This is a genomic window from Kosakonia oryzendophytica (genome assembly GCF_027886705.1).
Lineage (GTDB): Bacteria > Pseudomonadota > Gammaproteobacteria > Enterobacterales > Enterobacteriaceae > Kosakonia > Kosakonia oryzendophytica.
Genome location: NZ_CP115659.1, coordinates 4941649 through 4965233, shown reverse-complemented (window position 1 = coordinate 4965233; position 23585 = coordinate 4941649). Strand labels below are relative to the sequence as shown.

At 53.0% G+C, this 23585-nt stretch carries 17 protein-coding genes, 4 tRNA genes, 3 rRNA genes and 1 riboswitch; of the genes, 20 read left to right on the top strand and 4 right to left on the bottom strand.

Annotated features, from left to right (window positions below; genetic code table 11):
• The first annotated feature begins 244 nt into the window (after positions 1 to 244).
• On the top strand, positions 245 to 1162 hold the full coding sequence (gene oxyR, locus O9K67_RS23890) for a DNA-binding transcriptional regulator OxyR (RefSeq protein ID WP_061499271.1): 918 nt from the start codon (positions 245 to 247) through the stop codon (positions 1160 to 1162).
• Here the strand turns inward: oxyR and sthA are convergent.
• Positions 1145 to 2545: a Si-specific NAD(P)(+) transhydrogenase gene (sthA, locus tag O9K67_RS23885; protein ID WP_061499268.1), complete on the bottom strand. Its 1401-nt coding sequence runs from the start codon at positions 2543 to 2545 to the stop codon at positions 1145 to 1147. The two genes, oxyR and sthA, sit on opposite strands and share 18 nt — an antisense overlap.
• A gap of 196 nt (positions 2546 to 2741) precedes the next feature.
• Here sthA and fabR point away from each other — a divergent pair, with 196 nt between their 5' ends.
• Together fabR and O9K67_RS23875 are read left to right on the top strand one after the other, a co-directional pair.
• Positions 2742 to 3380, top strand: coding sequence for an HTH-type transcriptional repressor FabR (fabR, locus tag O9K67_RS23880; protein WP_061499265.1), 639 nt, complete (start codon positions 2742 to 2744; stop codon positions 3378 to 3380).
• A gap of 10 nt (positions 3381 to 3390) precedes the next feature.
• Positions 3391 to 3753, top strand: coding sequence for a YijD family membrane protein (locus tag O9K67_RS23875; RefSeq protein ID WP_061499262.1), 363 nt, complete (start codon positions 3391 to 3393; stop codon positions 3751 to 3753).
• A gap of 39 nt (positions 3754 to 3792) precedes the next feature.
• On the opposite strand, the gene trmA is transcribed toward O9K67_RS23875, so the two are convergent.
• Positions 3793 to 4893 carry a tRNA (uridine(54)-C5)-methyltransferase TrmA gene (gene trmA, locus O9K67_RS23870; RefSeq protein WP_061499259.1) on the bottom strand — a complete coding sequence of 367 codons (1101 nt, stop codon included), beginning with the start codon at positions 4891 to 4893 and terminating at the stop codon, positions 3793 to 3795.
• A gap of 117 nt (positions 4894 to 5010) precedes the next feature.
• Positions 5011 to 5188, top strand: a riboswitch (cobalamin riboswitch).
• 64 nt (positions 5189 to 5252) lie between these two features.
• Between trmA and btuB the strand changes: the two genes are divergently transcribed.
• The 9 genes from btuB to O9K67_RS23825 all read left to right on the top strand — a co-directional run bounded on the left by btuB (position 5253) and on the right by O9K67_RS23825 (position 13640).
• Positions 5253 to 7109, top strand: a complete 1857-nt coding sequence (gene btuB, locus O9K67_RS23865; RefSeq protein WP_061499256.1) for a TonB-dependent vitamin B12 receptor BtuB — start codon at positions 5253 to 5255, stop codon at positions 7107 to 7109.
• A complete protein-coding gene (gene murI, locus O9K67_RS23860) occupies positions 7054 to 7905 on the top strand; it encodes a glutamate racemase (RefSeq protein ID WP_061499254.1) in 852 nt (283 codons plus the stop codon). The genes btuB and murI overlap by 56 nt, the downstream gene beginning before the upstream one ends.
• A gap of 358 nt (positions 7906 to 8263) precedes the next feature.
• Positions 8264 to 9803: ribosomal RNA gene (locus O9K67_RS23855) — 16S ribosomal RNA — on the top strand.
• 71 nt (positions 9804 to 9874) lie between these two features.
• Positions 9875 to 9951: transfer RNA gene (locus tag O9K67_RS23850), tRNA-Ile, on the top strand.
• A 102-nt stretch (positions 9952 to 10053) separates the two neighbouring features.
• Positions 10054 to 10129, top strand: a tRNA-Ala gene (locus tag O9K67_RS23845).
• A 180-nt stretch (positions 10130 to 10309) separates the two neighbouring features.
• Positions 10310 to 13217 (top strand): 23S ribosomal RNA (locus O9K67_RS23840).
• 94 nt (positions 13218 to 13311) lie between these two features.
• Positions 13312 to 13427, top strand: a 5S ribosomal RNA gene (gene rrf, locus O9K67_RS23835).
• The 16S, 23S and 5S rRNA genes sit together here with 4 tRNA genes alongside, the layout of an rRNA operon.
• Before the next feature lie 52 nt (positions 13428 to 13479).
• A tRNA-Asp gene (locus tag O9K67_RS23830) sits at positions 13480 to 13556 on the top strand.
• A gap of 8 nt (positions 13557 to 13564) precedes the next feature.
• Positions 13565 to 13640, top strand: a tRNA-Trp gene (locus O9K67_RS23825).
• A gap of 94 nt (positions 13641 to 13734) precedes the next feature.
• On the opposite strand, the gene hdfR is transcribed toward O9K67_RS23825, so the two are convergent.
• A complete protein-coding gene (hdfR, locus tag O9K67_RS23820; RefSeq protein ID WP_088237706.1) occupies positions 13735 to 14568 on the bottom strand; it encodes an HTH-type transcriptional regulator HdfR in 834 nt (277 codons plus the stop codon).
• A 106-nt stretch (positions 14569 to 14674) separates the two neighbouring features.
• On the opposite strand from hdfR, the gene O9K67_RS23815 reads away from it, so the two are divergent.
• Positions 14675 to 15013: a DUF413 domain-containing protein gene (locus O9K67_RS23815; protein ID WP_061499247.1), complete on the top strand. Its 339-nt coding sequence runs from the start codon at positions 14675 to 14677 to the stop codon at positions 15011 to 15013.
• Positions 15014 to 15038: 25 nt separating this feature from the next.
• Here the strand turns inward: O9K67_RS23815 and O9K67_RS23810 are convergent, their stop codons facing one another.
• A complete protein-coding gene (locus tag O9K67_RS23810) occupies positions 15039 to 16559 on the bottom strand; it encodes a YifB family Mg chelatase-like AAA ATPase (RefSeq protein ID WP_061499243.1) in 1521 nt (506 codons plus the stop codon).
• A gap of 341 nt (positions 16560 to 16900) precedes the next feature.
• On the opposite strand from O9K67_RS23810, the gene ilvL reads away from it, so the two are divergent.
• From ilvL to ilvA, 7 genes are all read left to right on the top strand, one after another.
• The gene (gene ilvL, locus O9K67_RS23805; protein WP_001311244.1) at positions 16901 to 16999 is read left to right on the top strand and encodes an ilv operon leader peptide; all 99 of its coding nucleotides are present in this window, start codon (positions 16901 to 16903) and stop codon (positions 16997 to 16999) included.
• Between the two features lie 86 nt (positions 17000 to 17085).
• On the top strand, positions 17086 to 17136 hold the full coding sequence (ilvX, locus tag O9K67_RS24805; RefSeq protein ID WP_209446748.1) for a peptide IlvX: 51 nt from the start codon (positions 17086 to 17088) through the stop codon (positions 17134 to 17136).
• Positions 17137 to 17138: 2 nt separating this feature from the next.
• Positions 17139 to 18785 carry an acetolactate synthase 2 catalytic subunit gene (gene ilvG, locus O9K67_RS23800; RefSeq protein ID WP_061499240.1) on the top strand — a complete coding sequence of 549 codons (1647 nt, stop codon included), beginning with the start codon at positions 17139 to 17141 and terminating at the stop codon, positions 18783 to 18785.
• Positions 18782 to 19051: an acetolactate synthase 2 small subunit gene (gene ilvM, locus O9K67_RS23795; protein WP_017459702.1), complete on the top strand. Its 270-nt coding sequence runs from the start codon at positions 18782 to 18784 to the stop codon at positions 19049 to 19051. The genes ilvG and ilvM overlap by 4 nt, the downstream gene beginning before the upstream one ends.
• A gap of 17 nt (positions 19052 to 19068) precedes the next feature.
• Positions 19069 to 19998: a branched-chain-amino-acid transaminase gene (gene ilvE, locus O9K67_RS23790; protein WP_061499237.1), complete on the top strand. Its 930-nt coding sequence runs from the start codon at positions 19069 to 19071 to the stop codon at positions 19996 to 19998.
• A 185-nt stretch (positions 19999 to 20183) separates the two neighbouring features.
• The gene (gene ilvD, locus O9K67_RS23785; protein WP_061499234.1) at positions 20184 to 22034 is read left to right on the top strand and encodes a dihydroxy-acid dehydratase; all 1851 of its coding nucleotides are present in this window, start codon (positions 20184 to 20186) and stop codon (positions 22032 to 22034) included.
• Positions 22035 to 22036: 2 nt separating this feature from the next.
• The gene (gene ilvA, locus O9K67_RS23780) at positions 22037 to 23581 is read left to right on the top strand and encodes a threonine ammonia-lyase, biosynthetic (RefSeq protein WP_088237739.1); all 1545 of its coding nucleotides are present in this window, start codon (positions 22037 to 22039) and stop codon (positions 23579 to 23581) included.
• The last annotated feature ends 4 nt before the right edge of the window (positions 23582 to 23585 follow it).

The window sequence follows — 23585 nt, the reverse complement described above, 5'->3', positions numbered from 1 at the left end:
AACAGGGAGCCTGGCTATACGCCGGGCTTTTTTATGCAAAAAAAAAGCGGACACGGGGTCCGCAAAAGTTCACGTTGGCTTTAGTTGTTCAGAGAAACATAAGGGTAGGCAGTCTTCTCAAGGGGTCAGTTGAGGTCCCGCTTCGTTTCTGACGCCAATTATTAAACAGAATGCTTGATAGGGATAATCGTTCGTTGCTATGCTATCTATCGCCATGAACTATCGTGGCGACGGAGGATGAATAATGAATATTCGTGATCTTGAGTACCTGGTGGCGTTAGCTGAGCACCGCCATTTTCGCCGTGCAGCCGACTCCTGCCACGTCAGCCAGCCCACACTGAGTGGGCAGATCCGCAAACTGGAAGATGAACTTGGCGTGATGCTGCTGGAGCGTACCAGCCGCAAAGTGTTGTTTACCCAGGCCGGGTTGTTACTGGTGGATCAGGCGCGCACTGTACTGCGCGAGGTCAAAGTGCTGAAGGAAATGGCAAGCCAGCAGGGGGAGACGATGTCCGGCCCGCTGCATATTGGTCTGATCCCAACCGTTGGACCTTACCTGTTGCCGCATATTATTCCAATGTTGCACCAGACCTTCCCTAAGCTGGAAATGTATCTGCATGAAGCACAGACGCATCAACTGCTGGCGCAGTTAGACAGCGGCAAGCTTGATTGCGCAATCCTGGCGCTGGTGAAGGAGAGTGAAGCCTTTATCGAAGTACCGTTGTTCGATGAGCCGATGATGCTGGCAATTTATGAAGATCATCCGTGGGCGAACCGCGAGTGCGTGCCGATGTCTGATCTGGCCGGTGAAAAATTGCTGATGCTGGAAGATGGGCATTGTCTGCGCGATCAGGCGATGGGCTTCTGCTTTGAAGCCGGTGCGGATGAAGATACGCACTTCCGCGCGACCAGCCTGGAAACGCTGCGTAATATGGTGGCGGCTGGCAGTGGGATTACGCTGTTGCCAGCCCTGTCGGTACCGCGCGAACGCAAACGCGATGGTGTGGTGTATCTGCCGTGCATCAAACCGGAGCCGCAACGTACCGTTGGCCTGGTCTATCGTCCGGGATCGCCGCTGCGCAGCCGCTATGAGCAGTTAGCAGAGGCCATTCGTAGTTCGATGAATGGCCACTTTGATAACGCGTTAAAACAGGCGGTTTAAGCCATTTAGCGCCGCTACCCGATAGGCTTCCGCCATGGTTGGGTAGTTAAAGGTGGTGTTAACGAAGTACTCGATGGTGTTACCGCCACCTTTCTGTTCCATAATCGCCTGGCCGATATGAATAATTTCGGCCGCGCGCTCGCCAAAGCAGTGAATACCGAGGATCTCTTTGGTTTCCCGGTGGAACAAAATCTTCAGCGTTCCCACGTTCATCCCGACGATTTGCGCCCGTGCGAGGTGTTTAAACTGTGCGCGACCCACTTCGTACGGCACTTTCATTGCGGTAAGCTGCTGTTCGGTTTTCCCCACCGAGCTGATTTCCGGAATGGTATAAATCCCGGTCGGGATATCCTCAATCAGATGCGCGGTTGCTTCACCCTTGATCATCGCTTGCGCGGCAATACGCCCTTGATCGTAGGCTGCAGATGCGAGACTTGGGTAACCAATCACATCCCCCACGGCATACACGTGCGGCAGGGCAGTCTGGTACATACTGTTGACTTTCAACTGCCCGCGCCCGTCTGCTTCAAGACCGATATTGCCCAGTTGCAAACTGTCGGTGTTGCCGGTGCGCCCGTTGGCGTAGAGCAGGCAATCCGCTTTCAGTTTTTTACCGGATTTCAGATGCATGATCACGCCATCATCCAGTGGCTCGATGCGCTCGTACTCTTCGTTGTGGCGAATCACCACACCGCTGTTCCAGAAGTGATAGGAGAGCGAATCCGACATCTCCTGGTCGAGGAATGCCAGCAAGCGATCGCGCGTATTGATCAGGTCGACTTTGACGTTCATTCCCCGGAAGATTGATGCATATTCGCAGCCAATCACCCCGGCGCCATAGATGATCACATGACGTGGCTCATGGTGCATATCCAGAATGGAGTCGCTGTCATAAACGCGCGGATGGGTAAAGTCGACGTCCGCCGGATGGTAGGGACGTGAACCGCAGGCAATAACAAATTTTTCGGCGGTGAGTGTTTCGACGGTACCGTCGTGACACTCCAGTGCCAGTGTGTGATCGTCAACAAAATGAGCGTCGCCTTGCAGGATTTCACAGCGGTTACGCTCATAAAAACCCTGACGCATGCGTGTTTGTTGGTTAATCACGCTTTCAGCATGGTTCAGGATATCGGCGAAAGAGGAGCGGAGAAGGCGGGAATGGTCACTGTAGAGCGGATTTTGGTTAAATTCGATAATACGGCTGACCGCGTGGCGTAGCGCTTTCGATGGGATGGTGCCCCAGTGCGTACAGCCGCCGCCAACATTATGGTAGCGCTCAATTACTGCGACCCGCGCCCCCTGTTTAACCAGACCCATAGCAGCACCTTCGCCGCCGGGGCCGGAGCCTATTACTATTGCATCATAATCGTAGGAATGTGGCATGGTAAGGCTTACCTGTTCTTATACATAAAAACAACATAATACTAACATCAAAGCGGTGATAACCCAATTATCGTTGTGCTTTTTTCAGGGGTAAGAGAAGAAACCGCCCGTAAACAATCAGTCACAATCCAGTACAATCGGATTAGATTTATTCTCTGGTATAGTGCCAGCAGGCCATTGGAAGGATTCAAACATCGTGATGGGTGTAAGAGCGCAGCAAAAAGAAAAAACCCGACGTTCGCTGGTGGAAGCGGCATTCAGCCAACTTAGCGCTGAACGTAGCTTTGCCAGCCTGAGCCTGCGAGAGGTTGCCCGTGAGGCGGGCATCGCGCCGACTTCTTTTTATCGCCATTTCCGCGACGTGGATGAACTCGGCCTGACCATGGTGGATGAAAGCGGGCTGATGCTCCGCCAGTTGATGCGCCAGGCGCGTCAGCGTATTGCCAAAGGCGGCAGCGTGATCCGTACTTCCGTGTCGACCTTTATGGAGTTTATCGGCAATAACCCCAACGCGTTCCGATTGCTGCTTCGTGAGCGCTCTGGTACATCCTCTGCATTTCGCGCCGCGGTGGCACGTGAGATCCAGCATTTTATTGCGGAACTTGCTGATTATCTTGAACTCGAAAATCATATGCCGCGCGCGTTCACCGAAGCACAGGCGGAGGCGATGGTAACCATTGTTTTTAGTGCCGGCGCAGAAGCGCTGGATGTGGGCGCAGAACAGCGTCGGCAACTGGAAGAGCGACTGGTGCTACAACTGCGGATGATTTCCAAAGGCGCGTATTACTGGTATCGCCGTGAACAAGAAAAAATAGCGCATCAAACCGATGAGTGAAGGATGAGTGATGAAACAGTCAGGTCAAGATAAAGGTACGTTGCTGCTGGCGCTGATCGCTGGCTTGTCAATTAATGGCGCATTTTCGGCTATTTTCAGTTCGATTGTGCCGTTTTCCGTCTTTCCGCTGATTTCACTGGTGCTGACGGTCTATTGCCTGCATCAGCGCTATCAAAATCGCACGATGCCTGTTGGCCTGCCAGGGCTTGCCGCTGCCTGTTTTATCCTCGGTGTGTTGCTGTACAGCACCGTGGTGCGTGCGGAATATCCCGCTATTGGCTCCAATTTCCTGCCCGCTGTGTTGTCGGTGATTCTGGTGTTCTGGATAGGTTACCGCCTGCGTAACCGTAAACGCGACGAAGCGTCAGAGTAACGTAGCCCCCTCTGGCGATGAGGGGGACAACATGGGGCATTATTTCCGGGTGAGCAGCACACCGCACTCCATGTGGTGCGTGTACGGGAACTGATCGAACAGCGCCAGACGCGAAACCTCATGCGTCTGGCTTAATGTTTCCAGATTCTTACTCAGTGTTTCCGGATTGCAGGAAATGTACAGAATGCGTGGGTACGACTGCACCATCTTCTCGGTTTCTGCATCCAGCCCACTGCGCGGCGGATCGACGAAAATCGTCTCACACTGATAACTCTTCAGATCGATACCTTGCAGACGGTTAAAGGCCCGGACGCCATTCATCGCTTGGGTGAACTCTTCTGCCGACATGCGGATAATCTGCACGTTATCAATGTGATTTGCCGCAATGTTGTATTGTGCCGCTGCCACTGAGGGTTTCGCGATTTCCGTGGCCAGTACACGATCAAAATTGCGTGCCAGTGCCAGCGAAAAGTTACCGTTGCCGCAGTACAATTCCAGCAGATCGCCCGTTGAATTGCGGGTCACGTCCAGCGCCCATTCCAGCATCTGGATGTTCATTGCCGCATTAGGCTGGGTGAAGCTGTTTTCTACCTGACGGTAGATCATCTCTCTGCCGCCAACCGGCAATCGCTCGTCGATATAATCCCGATCAAGTTCGATTTTGGTCTTGGTGGCGCGGCCAATCAACTGCACATTCAGGTTTTGCGCGCGTAGCGCATCGCGTAAACGCGTCGCTTCTGCCTGCCACTCCTCATCGAGTTTTTTGTGATACAGCAACGTAACGACAGCCTGGTTACTGAGGGTGGTCAGGTAATCAATCTGGAACAACTTATGGCGCAGCGTTTTGTTGCCGCGCAGTGCGCCGATCATCACTGCCATAAGTTGGTTAATCAGCTCGCTGGCCGCCGGGAAGCTGTCTACGCGGATCCGGGACTTTGTCTGCTGATCGAAGATGATGTGGTAAAGATCGTCGCCGTCATGCCAGATACGGAACTCGGCGCGCATGCGGTAATGACTGGTCGGTGAGCGGAACACCTCCGGCAACGGCGCTGAAAATGGCGTCATCATTGATTGCAGACGCACGACTTTCTCGGCCAGCTGGGCTTCGTACTGTTCTGTCGGCAGGTGTTCGGGAGTCATGATGTTTCCTGAGAGATTAAGAATAACGCGGGGATTGTAGGTGTTGCGTACGGGATGTCCAGCCCCGGATGTTTTCTAAATACTCGCTTAGCAGTCTGGACATCCATATGTAACCGAATGTAGCATCCATGTTCCGGTCCTGTGAGTTAAAAGGGAACCCAGTGTAAATCTGGGGCTGACGCGCAGCGGTAAGGATCAGGTGAGATGGTCGCGCAAGCAGACACTGCCATAGGTGGGAAGTCGCCGTCTCGTTATACCCCCAAGCCCGAAGACCTGCCGGAATACGTCGCATTTGGTGACATCATCGCGTGCTATTGATGGAACCTGCGGCATCCTTTTACTTTGTGGATGCTCTCACAATGATTAAAAAAGCTTCGCTGCTGACGGCGCTCTCCGTCACAGCTTTTTCCGGCTGGGCGCAGGATAGCGGCTCAGACAATTTGGTGGTGACAGCAAACCGTTTCCAACAACCCGTCAATACCGTACTGGCACCGACAGAAGTTGTGACCCGTGAAGATATTGATCGCTGGGGAGCCAGAACCTTAACAGATGTGATGCGCCGTTTGCCGGGTGTCGATGTGGCTGAAAACGGCGGCATGGGACAAACCAGCTATATTTATATCCGCGGTGCGGAAGCGCGCCATACGCTGGTATTGATTGATGGTATCCCGTTGGCGAAGTCCGGCATTACCGGTATTGCTGATTTCAGCCAAATCCCTGTTTCTTTGATTGAACGTATCGAGATGATCCGTGGGCCGCGTTCTGCGGTCTATGGCGCAGATGCGATTGGCGGCGTGATCAACATCATCACCCAGAACGACACGCCGGGCGGCAAAGTTGAGGCTGGCATCGGTTCTAATCATTATCAGAAATACGATGCGACGGTTCGCCAGAAACTGGGTGAAGATACACTGGCAACCGTAGCGGGTTCCTTTACTGATACGCGTGGCTATAACATTCGCCCGCAATCCACTTACTCTGTGGATAGCGATCGCGATGGTTTCCGTAATAAAACCTTCTGGGCGGGTCTGAATCATCAGTTCAATCAGGAGATTTCAGGGTTTGTGCGTGGCTACGGGTATAGCAATAAAACGGGCTATGATGCGGGCTACACCGATGGTGGTGATGAGCGTCAGGTTTATAACCATACCTATGAAACCGGGCTGACTTACAGCGGCGATGTTTTCTCTTCACAACTGACCGGCAGCTATCAGCGCTATAAAGATTACAACTATGCCGGGCCGTTAGGATTATACAACGAGGGTACCTCGCTGGATGATATGACGCAGCGTAACCTGCAGTGGGGCAATAGCCTGGCGCTGGGTGCGGGGACGGTCAGCGCCGGTATTGACTGGCAGCAGCAGAAGTTGACCTCAGCAGATAACGACTACAGCAACAAATATAAGCGGAATAACACTGGTTATTACCTGACGACGCAGCAGAAGCTCGACACCGTGACGCTGGAAGGCTCTGTGCGTGGTGATGATAACGATCAGTTTGGCTGGAATGGTACCTGGCAGGCCGCGGCAGGCTGGGAGTTTGTACCGGATTACCGTTTTACCGTGTCTTATGGTACTGGCTTCCAGGCGCCGACGTTGGGGCAACTCTATGGGCAAGAGCGTCTCTTTATTCTCTCTAACCCGGATCTAAGTGCAGAAAAATCTCGCCAGGTTGAAGTGGGGCTGGAAGGCCTGACCGGGCCGGTTAACTGGCGCCTGTCTGCTTATCAGAACAAAATCAAGAACCTGATCGACTACTACTACGATGACGACACCTTTTTGGGCACCTATTACAATATTCAATCCGCGACCATTAAAGGGGTTGAGTTAACGGGTAGCTTTGACACCGGTGTGGTGAGCCATCGTATTACGCTGGGTTATCTTGATCCGCGCCGTGACAGTGATAATGAAGTGCTTGCCCATCGCTCGCGGCAGCAATTCAAATATCAACTGGACTGGACGATGTTTGGCTTGGATATGGATGCTGCGTGGCAGTACTTCGGCAAGAGCTACGATAACAACACCAACCAGTTTGCTGATACGCAGCGTCGTATGCCGTCTTACAGCTTGGTTGATCTTTCTGCTTCATATCCAGTGACCTCAAACCTCACAGTTCGTGGTAAAATCGCCAACCTGTTCGATAAAGATTACGAGACAGTTTATGGCTACCACACTGCAGGACGGGAATACACCTTGTCTGGCAGCTACACCTTCTGACGCGCGTCCTACCGTCCTGGTTTTTGACTCCGGCGTCGGTGGGCTATCCGTTTATGATGAGATCCGGCATCTCCTGCCGGATCTGCATTACATCTACGCATTTGACAACGTTGCTTTTCCATATGGGGAAAAGAGCGAAGCGTTCATCGTTGAGCGCGTTGTTGAAATTGTCACGGCTGTTCAGGCGCAATATCCACTCGCTCTTGCCGTTGTCGCCTGTAACACCGCTAGCACCGTTTCGTTGCCTGCGCTGCGCGAAAAATTCAGTTTCCCGGTTGTTGGCGTTGTTCCGGCCATAAAACCTGCTGCACGTTTAACGGCGAACGGCGTGGTGGGGCTGTTGGCAACGCGGGGAACGGTGAAGCGTCCTTATACGCACGAACTCATCTCGCGTTTCGCCAATGAGTGCAAAATTGAAATGCTGGGCTCGGCGGAGCTGGTCGAACTGGCGGAGGCAAAATTGCACGGCGAACCTGTTCCTCAGGAAGAACTGCGTCGTATTCTGCGCCCGTGGTTGCGGATGGCCGAGCCGCCAGATACCGTTGTGTTGGGGTGTACGCATTTTCCATTATTGCAGGAAGAGTTGTTGCAGGTATTGCCGGAGGGGACGCGGCTGGTGGATTCCGGCTCAGCTATTGCACGCCGTACGGCCTGGCTGCTCGATCATGAAGCACCGGATGCAAAATCGTCTGATGACAATATTGCTTATTGCATGGCGTTAACGCCTGAGACTGCGCAATTGTTGCCCGTCTTGCAACGCTACGGCTTTAAATCGCTCGAAAAACTGGCGCTTTAGGGTAGGTTTGAACAAAAAAGAGACGGTTGATAACTTTTTTTAAATTAGGGGTTGTCAGCCGGAATTAACTCCCTATAATGCGCCACCACTGACACGGCACAACGGCAAACACACCGGCCTGTCAGGTGAAGAAATCTGAAAATATTCAGTTGACTTCGCAGCGGGAAAGCGTAATATGCACACCCCGCGCCGCAGCGAAAACACAGCGGCACTGCTCTTTAACAATTTATCAGACAATCTGTGTGGGCACTCAAAGTGACATGGATTCTTGACGTCCACGGACGCTAAATGAATACCAAGTCTCACGAGTGAACACGTAATTCATTACGAAGTTTAATTCGATGAGCATCAAACTTTTAAATTGAAGAGTTTGATCATGGCTCAGATTGAACGCTGGCGGCAGGCCTAACACATGCAAGTCGAACGGTAGCACAGAGAGCTTGCTCTCGGGTGACGAGTGGCGGACGGGTGAGTAATGTCTGGGAAACTGCCTGATGGAGGGGGATAACTACTGGAAACGGTAGCTAATACCGCATAACGTCGCAAGACCAAAGAGGGGGACCTTCGGGCCTCTTGCCATCAGATGTGCCCAGATGGGATTAGCTAGTAGGTGGGGTAACGGCTCACCTAGGCGACGATCCCTAGCTGGTCTGAGAGGATGACCAGCCACACTGGAACTGAGACACGGTCCAGACTCCTACGGGAGGCAGCAGTGGGGAATATTGCACAATGGGCGCAAGCCTGATGCAGCCATGCCGCGTGTATGAAGAAGGCCTTCGGGTTGTAAAGTACTTTCAGCGGGGAGGAAGGTGTTGTGGTTAATAACCGCAGCAATTGACGTTACCCGCAGAAGAAGCACCGGCTAACTCCGTGCCAGCAGCCGCGGTAATACGGAGGGTGCAAGCGTTAATCGGAATTACTGGGCGTAAAGCGCACGCAGGCGGTCTGTCAAGTCGGATGTGAAATCCCCGGGCTCAACCTGGGAACTGCATTCGAAACTGGCAGGCTGGAGTCTCGTAGAGGGAGGTAGAATTCCAGGTGTAGCGGTGAAATGCGTAGAGATCTGGAGGAATACCGGTGGCGAAGGCGGCCTCCTGGACGAAGACTGACGCTCAGGTGCGAAAGCGTGGGGAGCAAACAGGATTAGATACCCTGGTAGTCCACGCTGTAAACGATGTCGATTTGGAGGTTGTGCCCTTGAGGCGTGGCTTCCGGAGCTAACGCGTTAAATCGACCGCCTGGGGAGTACGGCCGCAAGGTTAAAACTCAAATGAATTGACGGGGGCCCGCACAAGCGGTGGAGCATGTGGTTTAATTCGATGCAACGCGAAGAACCTTACCTGGTCTTGACATCCACAGAACTTGGCAGAGATGCCTTGGTGCCTTCGGGAACTGTGAGACAGGTGCTGCATGGCTGTCGTCAGCTCGTGTTGTGAAATGTTGGGTTAAGTCCCGCAACGAGCGCAACCCTTATCCTTTGTTGCCAGCGGTCCGGCCGGGAACTCAAAGGAGACTGCCAGTGATAAACTGGAGGAAGGTGGGGATGACGTCAAGTCATCATGGCCCTTACGACCAGGGCTACACACGTGCTACAATGGCGCATACAAAGAGAAGCGACCTCGCGAGAGCAAGCGGACCTCATAAAGTGCGTCGTAGTCCGGATTGGAGTCTGCAACTCGACTCCATGAAGTCGGAATCGCTAGTAATCGTGGATCAGAATGCCACGGTGAATACGTTCCCGGGCCTTGTACACACCGCCCGTCACACCATGGGAGTGGGTTGCAAAAGAAGTAGGTAGCTTAACCTTCGGGAGGGCGCTTACCACTTTGTGATTCATGACTGGGGTGAAGTCGTAACAAGGTAACCGTAGGGGAACCTGCGGTTGGATCACCTCCTTACCTTAAAGAACCTGCCTTTGCAGTGCTCACACAGATTGTCTGATGAAAAACGAGCAGTAAAGAATCTCTGCAGGCTTGTAGCTCAGGTGGTTAGAGCGCACCCCTGATAAGGGTGAGGTCGGTGGTTCAAGTCCACTCAGGCCTACCAAATTTCAGCTGATACTGCGTTGCGGCGACACTCACATACTTCAGTATGCTTCGTGTCACCCCGCCTTGTCTCAGCTGAAATTAAGGTTACAGAGACCACGATGGGGCTATAGCTCAGCTGGGAGAGCGCCTGCTTTGCACGCAGGAGGTCTGCGGTTCGATCCCGCATAGCTCCACCATCCTTTACTGTCCGGCTCAAAAAAAACTTCAGAGTGCACATTCTGTGTGTACTGCGAAGTTTTGCTCTTTAAAAATCTGGATCAAGCTGAAAATTGAAACACAGAACAGTGCGAACTGTTCTGCGAGTCTCTCAAATTTTCGCAACTGAGGATGTTTCACGAAACATCTTCGGGTTGTGAGGTTAAGCGACCAAGCGTACACGGTGGATGCCCTGGCAGTCAGAGGCGATGAAGGACGTGCTAATCTGCGAAAAGCGCCGGTGAGGTGATATGAACCGTTATAACCGGCGATGTCCGAATGGGGAAACCCAGTGTGACTCGTCACACTATCATTAACTGAATCCATAGGTTAATGAGGCGAACCGGGGGAACTGAAACATCTAAGTACCCCGAGGAAAAGAAATCAACCGAGATTCCCCCAGTAGCGGCGAGCGAACGGGGAGGAGCCCAGAGCCAGAATCAGCTTGTGTGTTAGTGGAAGCGTCTGGAAAGTCGCGCGATACAGGGTGACAGCCCCGTACACAAAAATGCACAGGTTGTGAGCTCGATGAGTAGGGCGGGACACGTGGTATCCTGTCTGAATATGGGGGGACCATCCTCCAAGGCTAAATACTCCTGACTGACCGATAGTGAACCAGTACCGTGAGGGAAAGGCGAAAAGAACCCCGGCGAGGGGAGTGAAAAAGAACCTGAAACCGTGTACGTACAAGCAGTGGGAGCACCCTTTTGGGTGTGACTGCGTACCTTTTGTATAATGGGTCAGCGACTTATATTCTGTAGCAAGGTTAACCGAATAGGGGAGCCGAAGGGAAACCGAGTCTTAACTGGGCGTTAAGTTGCAGGGTATAGACCCGAAACCCGGTGATCTAGCCATGGGCAGGTTGAAGGTTGGGTAACACTAACTGGAGGACCGAACCGACTAATGTTGAAAAATTAGCGGATGACTTGTGGCTGGGGGTGAAAGGCCAATCAAACCGGGAGATAGCTGGTTCTCCCCGAAAGCTATTTAGGTAGCGCCTCGTGAATTCATCTCCGGGGGTAGAGCACTGTTTCGGCTAGGGGGCCATCCCGGCTTACCAACCCGATGCAAACTGCGAATACCGGAGAATGTTATCACGGGAGACACACGGCGGGTGCTAACGTCCGTCGTGAAGAGGGAAACAACCCAGACCGCCAGCTAAGGTCCCAAAGTCATGGTTAAGTGGGAAACGATGTGGGAAGGCCCAGACAGCCAGGATGTTGGCTTAGAAGCAGCCATCATTTAAAGAAAGCGTAATAGCTCACTGGTCGAGTCGGCCTGCGCGGAAGATGTAACGGGGCTAAACCATGCACCGAAGCTGCGGCAGCGACACGAATGTGTTGTTGGGTAGGGGAGCGTTCTGTAAGCCTGCGAAGGTGTGCTGTGAGGCATGCTGGAGGTATCAGAAGTGCGAATGCTGACATAAGTAACGATAAAGCGGGTGAAAAGCCCGCTCGCCGGAAGACCAAGGGTTCCTGTCCAACGTTAATCGGGGCAGGGTGAGTCGACCCCTAAGGCGAGGCCGAAAGGCGTAGTCGATGGGAAACAGGTTAATATTCCTGTACTTGGTGTTACTGCGAAGGGGGGACGGAGAAGGCTATGTCATCCGGGCGACGGTTGTCCCGGTTTAAGCGTGCAGGTGTGTGTTCCAGGTAAATCCGGTTCACTTTAACACTGAGGCGTGATGACGAGGCACTACGGTGCTGAAGTGACAAATGCCCTGCTTCCAGGAAAAGCCTCTAAGCTCCAGGTAACACGAAATCGTACCCCAAACCGACACAGGTGGTCAGGTAGAGAATACCAAGGCGCTTGAGAGAACTCGGGTGAAGGAACTAGGCAAAATGGTGCCGTAACTTCGGGAGAAGGCACGCTGATATGTAGGTGAAGCGGTTTACCCGTGGAGCTGAAATCAGTCGAAGATACCAGCTGGCTGCAACTGTTTATTAAAAACACAGCACTGTGCAAACACGAAAGTGGACGTATACGGTGTGACGCCTGCCCGGTGCCGGAAGGTTAATTGATGGGGTTATCCGTAAGGAGAAGCTCTTGATCGAAGCCCCGGTAAACGGCGGCCGTAACTATAACGGTCCTAAGGTAGCGAAATTCCTTGTCGGGTAAGTTCCGACCTGCACGAATGGCGTAATGATGGCCAGGCTGTCTCCACCCGAGACTCAGTGAAATTGAACTCGCTGTGAAGATGCAGTGTACCCGCGGCAAGACGGAAAGACCCCGTGAACCTTTACTATAGCTTGACACTGAACATTGAGCCTTGATGTGTAGGATAGGTGGGAGGCTTTGAAGCGTGGACGCCAGTCTGCGTGGAGCCAACCTTGAAATACCACCCTTTAATGTTTGATGTTCTAACGTGGACCCGTAAACCGGGTTGCGGACAGTGTCTGGTGGGTAGTTTGACTGGGGCGGTCTCCTCCTAAAGCGTAACGGAGGAGCACGAAGGTCAGCTAATCCTGGTCGGACATCAGGAGGTTAGTGCAATGGCATAAGCTGGCTTGACTGCGAGCGTGACGGCGCGAGCAGGTGCGAAAGCAGGTCATAGTGATCCGGTGGTTCTGAATGGAAGGGCCATCGCTCAACGGATAAAAGGTACTCCGGGGATAACAGGCTGATACCGCCCAAGAGTTCATATCGACGGCGGTGTTTGGCACCTCGATGTCGGCTCATCACATCCTGGGGCTGAAGTAGGTCCCAAGGGTATGGCTGTTCGCCATTTAAAGTGGTACGCGAGCTGGGTTTAGAACGTCGTGAGACAGTTCGGTCCCTATCTGCCGTGGGCGCTGGAGAATTGAGGGGGGCTGCTCCTAGTACGAGAGGACCGGAGTGGACGCATCACTGGTGTTCGGGTTGTCATGCCAATGGCACTGCCCGGTAGCTAAATGCGGAAGAGATAAGTGCTGAAAGCATCTAAGCACGAAACTTGCCCCGAGATGAGTTCTCCCTGAGACCTTGAGTCTCCTGAAGGAACGTTGAAGACGACGACGTTGATAGGCCGGGTGTGTAAGCGCAGCGATGCGTTGAGCTAACCGGTACTAATGAACCGTGAGGCTTAACCTTACAACGCCGAAGATGTTTTGGCGGAAGAGAGACAATAATCAGCCTGATACAGATTATATTGACAGACCGGAAGGTGTGTTGATGACAGAATTTGCCTGGCGGCACTAGCGCGGTGGTCCCACCTGACCCCATGCCGAACTCAGAAGTGAAACGCCGTAGCGCCGATGGTAGTGTGGGGTCTCCCCATGCGAGAGTAGGGAACTGCCAGGCATCAAATTAAGCAGTAAACCGGTGTGAAAACCGGTAAAGTGACAAATTCGGTGGAGCGGTAGTTCAGTCGGTTAGAATACCTGCCTGTCACGCAGGGGGTCGCGGGTTCGAGTCCCGTCCGTTCCGCCACCCTATTTAGGGGCGTAGTTCAATTGGTAGAGCACCGGTCTCCAAAACCGGGTGTTGGGAGTTCGAGTCTCTCCGCCCCTGCCAGAAACAATCCTTAGCATTTATTTGCTAAGGATTTTTTTTTGCGTTTTTTTATCTCATTTCTGTGGAATACCATTCAGCATCCTTGCCTCACGGTTCAATCAATCACTTTGATCTTCAAGAGATCTTTGATCTGGTTTTGTTTGTCACTGTTCTGCAACCAGATGGCATAAAGCGGACGGGAAAGCGCCACAGTATCCGTCACCTGGTGTAAGCATTCTTTTTTATCTGCCCATAAGACAGGTAACCATGTACAGCCATTCAATTGAGTTAACTGGCGATGCGCAACTTCTGCCGAGCTCGTCGTCAATGTGGGCACATCATCGCTGGCAATCAATTCCACCTCATGCTGCTGGAAATCAGGCCCCCATTCCAGACGAAGGTAATTTAGCTCTGATTTTGTTTTTTCAGGTGCTGAGCAATACAGCGCCAGCGTGAAATGTCCCAGCAGCTGACTGCTGAACTCATCCATTTTGGGCGTCTCGGTGGTGATCAGCAGATCTAACTGACGCTCATGCAACTGCTTAACAAGCGATTGCCGCTGTGCAATACGCGCTTCAAACTGCAGATTACCGCCAAGATCATAAAGCCTGGTCAGCCAATCGCTTAGCATGCATTCCCACAGTGAAGCGCTGGCACCGATAGAAAATTGGTGATGACGTGAAGTGTGCGCGACTTCCTTCCTTGCTGCCTGCCATGTGTTCATTAACGTTTCTGCGTAAGGCAGAAGTTTTTCTCCTGCAGCTGTCAGACGGATGTTATTACGATGACGAGTGAAAAGATTGACTCCAAGCTGGTTTTCCAGTTGGCGAATACGAAAACTCACCGCAGATTGCGTCAAATAGAGAGCTTCAGCCGCCCGACCAAAGTGACGAGTCCTGCTCACTTCCAGGAAAGTTTTTAATAATTCCGTATCCACAGCTTTCTCCACAAAAATATTTGTCGTAATGATTTAAATGTTTTGTTTTACACTCTGTCAAGCGTAACTAATACTCCGCGCCATAAATAGCTCGGCCAAAGAATTAGGAGCGTGCAGGATGGCGGAAAGCTTTACGACGACGAATCGTTTTTTCGACAATAAAAATTATCCACGCGGGTTCTCTCGCCACGGTGATTTCACCATCAAAGAGGCTCAACTGCTTGAGCGTCATGGTTATGCTTTTAACGAGCTGGAGCTCGGCAAGCGCGAACCGATGACCGAAGAAGAGATGCAGTTTATTGCCGTTTGCCGTGGAGAACGTGAACCCAGCACTGAAGCAGAACGTGTCTGGATTAAGTATATGGCGCGCATTAAGCGTCCGAAGCGTTTTCATACCCTGTCCGGCGGTAAGCCGCAGACAGAGGGCACGGAAGACTACACAGATTCCGACGATTAAGACAAAGGGGCTGCGGCCCCTTTTTTTATCTCAGCATTTTTTGCAGATGAACAAATAGCCTGTCGATAGCACGGTAACTTAGCGCTTCCTGCAGGTGGCAACGCTGAATCCGTTCTTGCTGCTCCAGATCGGCAATGGTCCTTGCTACCTTCAGCAGACGCTGCCAGGCCCGCACAGACAGACCCAAACGTATTAATGTCTCTTCCAGCCAGTCGCTGTCCTCCCCGGAGAGTGAACAGAACAGCCTGGTTTCGCTACTCTCAAGCCGCGCGTTGAGTTTATTCTGACGAGCCAACTGGCGCGCTTGCGCGCTCACAACGCGGGCACGAACCGTTTCACTGCATTCACCTTTGACTTGCGTCTGACTCATTAGCCCGGCGACAGGAAGCGGTATCTCCAGCGAGAGATCAAAACGATCGAGAAACGGGCCTGATAATTTTGCCAAATAGCGTAACGTTTGTTCCGGCGTACAGCGGTTATGTTTCCCCTGATAGTGCCCTGTAGGGCTAGGGTTCATGGCGGCGATCAATTGGAACCGTGCCGGGTAGGTGACTTTCGCTCGTGTTCTGGAAATATCAATTTTCCCTGACTCAATCGGCTCGCGTAACGCATCCAGTACCCGCCTCTCAAATTCTGGCAACTCGTCGAGAAATAATACGCCGTTATGTGCCAGCGAAATTTCACCCGGACCGGGTATTGAACCTCCCCCAACCATAGCTGCGAGTGAGGCGCTGTGGTGAGGCGAACGGAACGGTCGCCGTCGCCAATGCTGGGTGAGGTTGGCGGCGTTTAACACACTCATCACCGCAGCGCTTTCCAGCGCTTCCTGATTGCTCAGTGGTGGAAGTAATCCACCTAACCGACTTGCCAGCATTGTTTTTCCTGTGCCGGGTGGTCCGATGAGCAAGAGATTATGTCCGCCGGCAGCGGTGATTTCCAGTGCCCGTTTTCCCTGTTCTTGTCCGATAACATCACTTAAATCTTCACTGTGCACTTCCTGAGGGAGGTGAAAAGGCTTCGGTGGTAACAATTGATGTTTGTCTTCCAGAAAGGCGCAGACCTCTTGTAAATGTCCAGCAACAAGGCATGCCTGCGTTTGTGCCAGGCTGGCTTCTGCTTCGTTCCCCTGCGCAAGGATGATGTTTCTGTGGGCTTTTAAGGCTTCCATCACACAGGAGATAGCACCAGGAACCCCGCGTAATGCCCCTGTAAGCGCGAGTTCGCCGACAAACTCGTAATGGCTTAACTTTCCGGTTGTAAGCTGCTCAGAGGCAGCGAGAAGCGCGATGGCAATAGGTAAATCGTATCTACCTCCTTCTTTAGGTAGATCCGCCGGTGCCAGGTTGATGGTGATCCGTTTAGCGGGAAACTCATAGCCGCTGTTGATAAGTGCGCTACGTACTCTGTCTCGCGCTTCCCTGACAGTCGTTTCTGGCAGTCCAACGATAGTCAGACCGGGCAGTCCATTGCTGATATGGACTTCTACCGTCACCAGCGGTGCGGCGACCCCCAGAACTGCCCGTGTGTAAATTACTGACAACGCCATAACACCTCCTTTTCGGGGCATTATCGGTTCTCAGTTTTGTCATTTCTCTGCTGTTTTTTTCTATTTGCGTGATGTTTCCCGTTCTTTCATCGCAAGCCTAAACACTTTTCACACTGTTGGAAGCGCGTTCGCATGATCAGTTATAGGGATGTTCAATCTCTGAACAGTGACATGAAAAAGTGAAATATTTTCACCCTTCTTTTTTGCTATATAAAACAAAGGTTTTTTAGCAACCTGTCGACTGCCTCGCAAAATAAGTCATAAATATTTCTTGTGTCTTGTCTCAAATCTGTGATAACTCTTTAGGCATTCCTTCGAACATGAAGCAAGAACGAACACAAATGACAGCCCTTCTACGAGTGATTAGCCTGGTCGTGATTAGCGTGGTGGTGATTATTATCCCACCGTGCGGGGCTGCACTTGGACGAGGAAAGGCTTAAAAAACAAGCCTTAACGAACTAAGACCCCCGCACCGAAAGGTCCGGGGGTTTTTTTATGACCTAAAAACATTAACGAGGAGCAGAGAATGAGTTGTAGCACAAAATTCTGTTTCTCCCGATATCCGGCGGGGAACTAACTATGAATGGGGCACAGTGGGTAGTACATGCGTTGCGGGCACAGAAAGTGGATACCGTATTCGGGTATCCGGGTGGCGCAATTATGCCGGTTTACGATGCATTGTATGACGGCGGCGTGGAACACCTACTGTGTCGGCATGAGCAAGGCGCGGCGATGGCAGCCATCGGGTATGCCCGCTCTACGGGTAAGACTGGTGTGTGTATCGCCACCTCTGGTCCTGGTGCCACCAACCTGATCACAGGTCTTGCCGATGCACTGTTAGATTCCGTTCCGGTCGTCGCTATCACAGGGCAGGTTGCAGCGCCGTTTATCGGTACCGATGCATTTCAGGAAGTAGACGTGCTGGGTTTATCCCTGGCCTGTACGAAACACAGCTTTTTGGTTGAGTCGCTGGAGGATTTACCCCGCGTGATGGCCGAGGCTTTTCACATTGCCAATTCGGGCCGTCCTGGTCCGGTACTGGTTGATATCCCAAAAGATATCCAGCTGGCAGTCGGTAATCTGGAGCCCTATTTCTCCACCGTTGAAGACGATGTTTCCTTTCCGCAAGAGCAGGTTGCTGACGCGTATCAGATGCTCTCTCAGGCTAAAAAACCGATGCTGTATGTCGGCGGCGGCGTGGGAATGGCTCAGGCTGTTCCGGCATTGCGCGACTTCCTTGCGGTCACAAAAATGCCGGTTACCTGCACACTGAAGGGGTTAGGCGCAGTTGAGGCGGAGTACGCTTACTACCTTGGCATGTTGGGTATGCACGGGACGAAAGCGGCAAACTTTGCGGTGCAGGAGTGTGATTTGCTGGTTGCCGTTGGCGCGCGTTTTGATGATCGCGTCACCGGCAAACTGAACACATTCGCGCCGCACGCCAAAGTCATCCATATGGATATCGATCCTGCGGAAATGAGCAAATTGCGTCAGGCGCACGTTGCGCTACAGGGTGATTTAAATGCCTTGCTGCCTGCGTTGCAGCAACCGCTGATGATTGACGAATGGCGTCAGTTCAACGCCGACCTGCGCCGCGAGCATGCCTGGCGTTATGACCATCCCGGTGAGGCTATCTATGCCCCTCTGCTGTTAAAGCAGCTTTCTGAGCGTAAACCGGAAAATAGCGTAGTGACCACCGATGTGGGACAGCACCAAATGTGGGCGGCCCAGCATCTGAGTTTCAATCGCCCGGAAAACTTCATTACTTCCAGCGGATTAGGCACCATGGGATTTGGTTTGCCTGCTGCGGTGGGGGCGCAGGTTGCCCGCCCGGACGATACGGTTATCTGTATCTCCGGTGACGGCTCTTTCATGATGAATGTTCAGGAGCTGGGCACCGTAAAACGCAAACAATTACCGCTGAAGATCATTTTATTGGATAACCAGCGCTTAGGGATGGTTCGTCAATGGCAGCAGTTATTCTTCAATGAACGTTATAGCGAAACCACCCTGACCGATAACCCCGATTTCCTTACGCTGGCCAGCGCCTTTGGCATCCCCGGCCAGCACATCACCCGTAAAGACCAGGTTGAAGCGGCACTCGACACCCTGCTTTCGTGCCAGGGGCCATATTTGCTTCATGTCTCAATCGACGAACTTGAGAATGTCTGGCCGTTGGTGCCGCCCGGCGCCAGTAACGCACAAATGCTGGAGAAATTATCATGATGCAACATCAAGTCGCCGTTGAGGCTCGTTTCAACCCGGAAACGTTAGAACGCGTATTGCGTGTGGTACGCCACCGTGGCTTTCAGGTGTGCGCGATGAACATGGAAACCGCCAGTGATGCGCGGAATATAAATATTGAATTGACCGTTGCCAGTCCGCGGCCTGTCGAATTACTGTTTAGCCAGTTGAGCAAACTTGTCGACGTTGCCAGGGTTGATATCCGACAGCGCGCCACATCATCACAATCACAACAAATCCGCGCATAAGCGCAATAGGAAGAACAATGACGACGAAAAAAGCAGACTACATTTGGTTCAATGGCGAGATGGTTCGGTGGGAAGACGCAAAAGTCCACGTGATGTCCCACGCGCTGCATTACGGTACGTCTGTATTTGAAGGCATCCGTTGCTACGACTCTCACAAAGGTCCTGTGGTCTTCCGCCATCGTGAACATATGCAGCGCCTGCAAGACTCTGCAAAAATTTACCGTTTCCCGGTTTCTCAGAGCACTGACGAACTGATGGAAGCATGCCGTGCCGTGATCCGCAAAAATAACCTGACCAGCGCTTATATCCGCCCATTGGTATTTGTGGGCGACGTGGGTATGGGCGTGAACCCGCCTGCAGGTTACTCCACTGACGTGATCATCGCTGCGTTCCCGTGGGGAGCTTATCTCGGCGCTGAAGCGCTGGATCAGGGGATCGACGCCATGGTGTCTTCCTGGAACCGCGTTGCGCCAAACACCATTCCGACAGCTGCAAAAGCCGGTGGTAACTACCTTTCATCCCTGCTGGTTGGTAGCGAAGCGCGCCGCCATGGTTATCAGGAAGGTATCGCGCTGGATGTGAACGGCTATATCTCTGAAGGCGCAGGCGAAAACCTGTTTGAAGTGAAAGACGGTATCCTGTTTACCCCACCGTTTACTTCTTCCGCACTGCCGGGTATCACGCGTGATGCCATCATTAAGCTGGCGAAAGAGCTGAATATTGAAGTACGCGAGCAGGTACTGTCCCGCGAATCTCTGTACCTGGCGGATGAGGTGTTCATGTCCGGTACCGCCGCAGAAATCACGCCGGTACGCAGCGTCGATGGTATCCAGGTTGGTGAAGGCCGTTGTGGCCCGGTTACCAAACGCATTCAGCAAGCATTCTTTGGCCTCTTCACCGGTGAAACCGAGGATAAATGGGGCTGGTTGGATCAAGTTAACCAATAAATACCCATCATACTTCAGGTTGTAAGTGTGTTGGCTGCACGCGTTCACCCCAGTCACTTACTTATGTAAGCTCCTGAGGATTCACTTGCTTGCCGCCTTCCTGCAACCAGAATGATTTAGGGTATACAGAGAAACATGGGGTGGCACGCACCATCCCATCTACAGGATAGACTGGGAGTTTAAGCATGCCTAAGTACCGTTCCGCCACCACCACCCACGGGCGCAATATGGCGGGTGCCCGCGCGCTGTGGCGCGCAACCGGGATGACCGATGCCGATTTTGGCAAACCGATTATTGCCGTCGTAAACTCGTTTACCCAGTTCGTGCCGGGCCACGTCCATTTGCGCGATCTTGGTAAACTGGTTGCGGAGCAAATTGAAGCCGCAGGCGGCGTCGCGAAAGAGTTCAATACTATTGCTGTCGATGATGGCATCGCGATGGGGCACGGCGGTATGCTTTACTCACTGCCCTCCCGCGAGCTGATTGCTGATTCCGTTGAATATATGGTGAATGCCCACTGCGCCGATGCCATGGTGTGTATTTCCAACTGCGACAAAATCACCCCGGGGATGCTGATGGCCTCCCTGCGTCTGAACATTCCGGTCATTTTTGTTTCCGGCGGCCCCATGGAAGCCGGGAAAACCAAACTCTCTAACCAGATCATCAAACTCGATCTGGTGGATGCAATGATCCAGGGCGCAGACCCGAAAGTCTCTGACGATCAGAGTGAACAGGTTGAGCGTTCCGCTTGCCCTACCTGCGGCTCCTGTTCCGGTATGTTTACCGCCAACTCAATGAACTGCCTGACCGAAGCGTTGGGCCTTTCTCAGCCGGGTAATGGCTCACTTCTCGCCACCCATGCCGATCGCAAAGACCTGTTTATCAATGCCGGCAAACGCATTGTTGAACTGACCAAACGTTATTACGAGCAGGATGATGCCAGTGCGTTGCCGCGTAATATCGCCAGCAAAGCGGCGTTTGAAAATGCCATGACGCTGGATATCGCCATGGGCGGTTCGACCAATACTGTTCTGCACCTGCTGGCCGCCGCGCAGGAAGCGGAAATTGACTTCACCATGAGCGACATTGACAAGCTTTCCCGCAAGGTGCCGCAGTTGTGTAAGGTCGCACCAAGTACGCAGAAATACCATATGGAAGATGTGCATCGCGCCGGTGGCGTGTTGGGTATCCTCGGAGAGCTGGATCGTGCAGGCCTGCTGAACCGCGACGTGAAAAACGTGCTGGGCCTGTCGTTGCCGCAAACCCTTGAACAATACGATGTGATGCTGACCAAAGACGAGGCGGTGAAAACCATGTTCCGCGCAGGTCCGGCAGGCATCCGAACCACGCAAGCATTTTCGCAGAATTGCCGCTGGGACACGCTGGATGACGATCGCGCTGAAGGCTGTATCCGCTCGCTGGATCATGCTTACAGTAAAGATGGCGGTCTGGCGGTGCTGTACGGCAACTTTGCGGAGAACGGTTGTATCGTGAAAACAGCGGGTGTTGATGACAGCAACCTGAAATTTACCGGCCCGGCGAAAGTGTACGAAAGCCAGGACGCGGCTGTTGAGGCTATCCTCGGCGGCAAAGTGGTAGCCGGCGATGTCGTGGTGATTCGCTACGAAGGTCCAAAAGGTGGCCCAGGTATGCAAGAGATGCTTTATCCAACCAGCTTCCTGAAATCAATGGGTTTAGGTAAGGCCTGCGCACTGATCACCGACGGTCGTTTCTCCGGCGGTACCTCCGGTCTTTCTATCGGTCACGTTTCACCCGAAGCGGCCAGCGGTGGCAACATCGGCCTGATTGAAAATGGCGACATCATTGCTATCGACATTCCGAGTCGTAGCATTCAACTGCAACTGAGCGATCAGGAACTGGCTGCGCGTCGTGAAGCCCAGGAAGCCCGCGGCGATAAAGCCTGGACGCCTGTCGATCGCGAACGTCAGGTATCCTTTGCGCTGCGCGCCTATGCCAGCCTCGCGACCAGTGCAGACAAAGGCGCAGTACGTGATAAATCTAAACTCGGGGGTTAATGATGGCCGAATCCCAACCCCTCTCCGCCGCCCCCGAAGGGGCGGAATATCTGAGGGCGGTGCTTCGCGCACCGGTTTATGAAGCGGCGCAGGTAACGCCGCTGCAAAAAATGGAAAAGCTCTCTTCACGTCTTGATAACGTCATTCTGGTGAAACGCGAAGACAGGCAGCCAGTGCACAGCTTTAAGCTGCGTGGGGCGTACGCGATGATCGCCGGGCTGACGGAAGAGCAGAAAGCAAGCGGCGTAATCACGGCTTCGGCAGGTAACCATGCGCAAGGTGTGGCAATGTCTTCCACCCGGCTTGGTATTAAATCGCTTATCGTTATGCCGGTCGCGACTGCGGATATCAAAGTTGATGCGGTACGAGGCTTCGGCGGCGAGGTACTGCTGCACGGCGCTAACTTTGATGAAGCCAAAGCTAAAGCCATTGAGCTGTCGCAACAGCAGGGTTTCACCTTTGTACCGCCATTCGATCACCCGATGGTGATTGCCGGGCAGGGGACACTGGCGTTGGAGCTTTTACAGCAGGATGCGCATATCGATCGCGTTTTTGTACCGGTGGGCGGCGGCGGTCTGGCGGCGGGCGTAGCGGTGTTGATTAAGCAACTGATGCCGCAAATCAAGGTTATTGCCGTCGAAGCGGAAGAGTCGGCCTGTCTGAAAGCCGCCTTGGATGCGGGCCATCCGGTTGATTTACCCCGTGTCGGGCTGTTTGCGGAAGGGGTGGCGGTAAAACGTATCGGCAACGAAACGTTCCGGCTGTGTCAGGCCTATCTCGACGACATCGTCACCGTGGATAGCGATGCGATTTGTGCGGCGATGAAAGATCTGTTCGAAGACGTTCGTGCTGTGGCTGAACCTTCCGGTGCGTTGGCGCTGGCGGGCATGAAAAAATACATCGCTATGCATAATATTCGCGGCGAACGACTGGCGCATGTGCTTTCCGGCGCTAATGTCAATTTCCACGGTCTGCGCTATGTCTCCGAGCGTTGCGAACTGGGTGAACAGCGCGAAGCACTGTTGGCGGTCACAATTCCGGAAGAGAAAGGCAGCTTTCTGAAGTTCTGCCAGTTGCTTGGCGGGCGTTCTGTTACCGAGTTTAACTATCGCTTTGCGGATGCGAAGGACGCCTGCATTTTTGTCGGCGTGCGCTTAAGCCGTGGGGTAGAAGAACGTAAAGAGATACTCGAACTGCTGCATAAAGGCGGCTATGACGTGGTGGATCTCTCCGACGATGAGATGGCGAAACTGCACGTGCGTTACATGGTCGGCGGTCGGCCATCTAAGCCGTTGCAAGAGCGCTTATACAGTTTTGAATTCCCGGAATCCCCCGGCGCGCTGCTGAAGTTTTTGCACACGCTCGGCACTCACTGGAATATCTCGCTGTTCCATTATCGCAGCCACGGTACTGATTATGGTCGTGTGCTGGCGGCGTTTGAGCTGGCGGATCATGAGCCGGACTTCGAAACCCGGCTCAATGAGCTCGGTTATGATTGCCATGATGAGACGCATAACCCGGCGTTCCGGTTTTTCCTCGCTGGTTAGTCGG

Bases quoted from the DNA above. Each gene is read 5' to 3' on its own strand.
- btuB (WP_061499256.1), top strand. From the start codon at position 5,253: ATGATTAAAAAAGCTTCGCTGCTGACGGCGCTCTCCGTCACAGCTTTT.
- ilvE (WP_061499237.1), top strand. From the start codon at position 19,069: ATGACGACGAAAAAAGCAGACTACATTTGGTTCAATGGCGAGATGGTT.
- sthA (WP_061499268.1), bottom strand. From the start codon at position 2,545: ATGCCACATTCCTACGATTATGATGCAATAGTAATAGGCTCCGGCCCC.
- ilvG (WP_061499240.1), top strand. From the start codon at position 17,139: ATGAATGGGGCACAGTGGGTAGTACATGCGTTGCGGGCACAGAAAGTG.
- trmA (WP_061499259.1), bottom strand. From the start codon at position 4,893: ATGACTCCCGAACACCTGCCGACAGAACAGTACGAAGCCCAGCTGGCC.
- O9K67_RS23875 (WP_061499262.1), top strand. From the start codon at position 3,391: ATGAAACAGTCAGGTCAAGATAAAGGTACGTTGCTGCTGGCGCTGATC.
- ilvM (WP_017459702.1), top strand. From the start codon at position 18,782: ATGATGCAACATCAAGTCGCCGTTGAGGCTCGTTTCAACCCGGAAACG.
- O9K67_RS23815 (WP_061499247.1), top strand. From the start codon at position 14,675: ATGGCGGAAAGCTTTACGACGACGAATCGTTTTTTCGACAATAAAAAT.
- oxyR (WP_061499271.1), top strand. From the start codon at position 245: ATGAATATTCGTGATCTTGAGTACCTGGTGGCGTTAGCTGAGCACCGC.
- O9K67_RS23810 (WP_061499243.1), bottom strand. From the start codon at position 16,559: ATGGCGTTGTCAGTAATTTACACACGGGCAGTTCTGGGGGTCGCCGCA.
- ilvD (WP_061499234.1), top strand. From the start codon at position 20,184: ATGCCTAAGTACCGTTCCGCCACCACCACCCACGGGCGCAATATGGCG.
- murI (WP_061499254.1), top strand. From the start codon at position 7,054: ATGGCTACCACACTGCAGGACGGGAATACACCTTGTCTGGCAGCTACA.
- ilvA (WP_088237739.1), top strand. From the start codon at position 22,037: ATGGCCGAATCCCAACCCCTCTCCGCCGCCCCCGAAGGGGCGGAATAT.
- ilvL (WP_001311244.1), top strand. From the start codon at position 16,901: ATGACAGCCCTTCTACGAGTGATTAGCCTGGTCGTGATTAGCGTGGTG.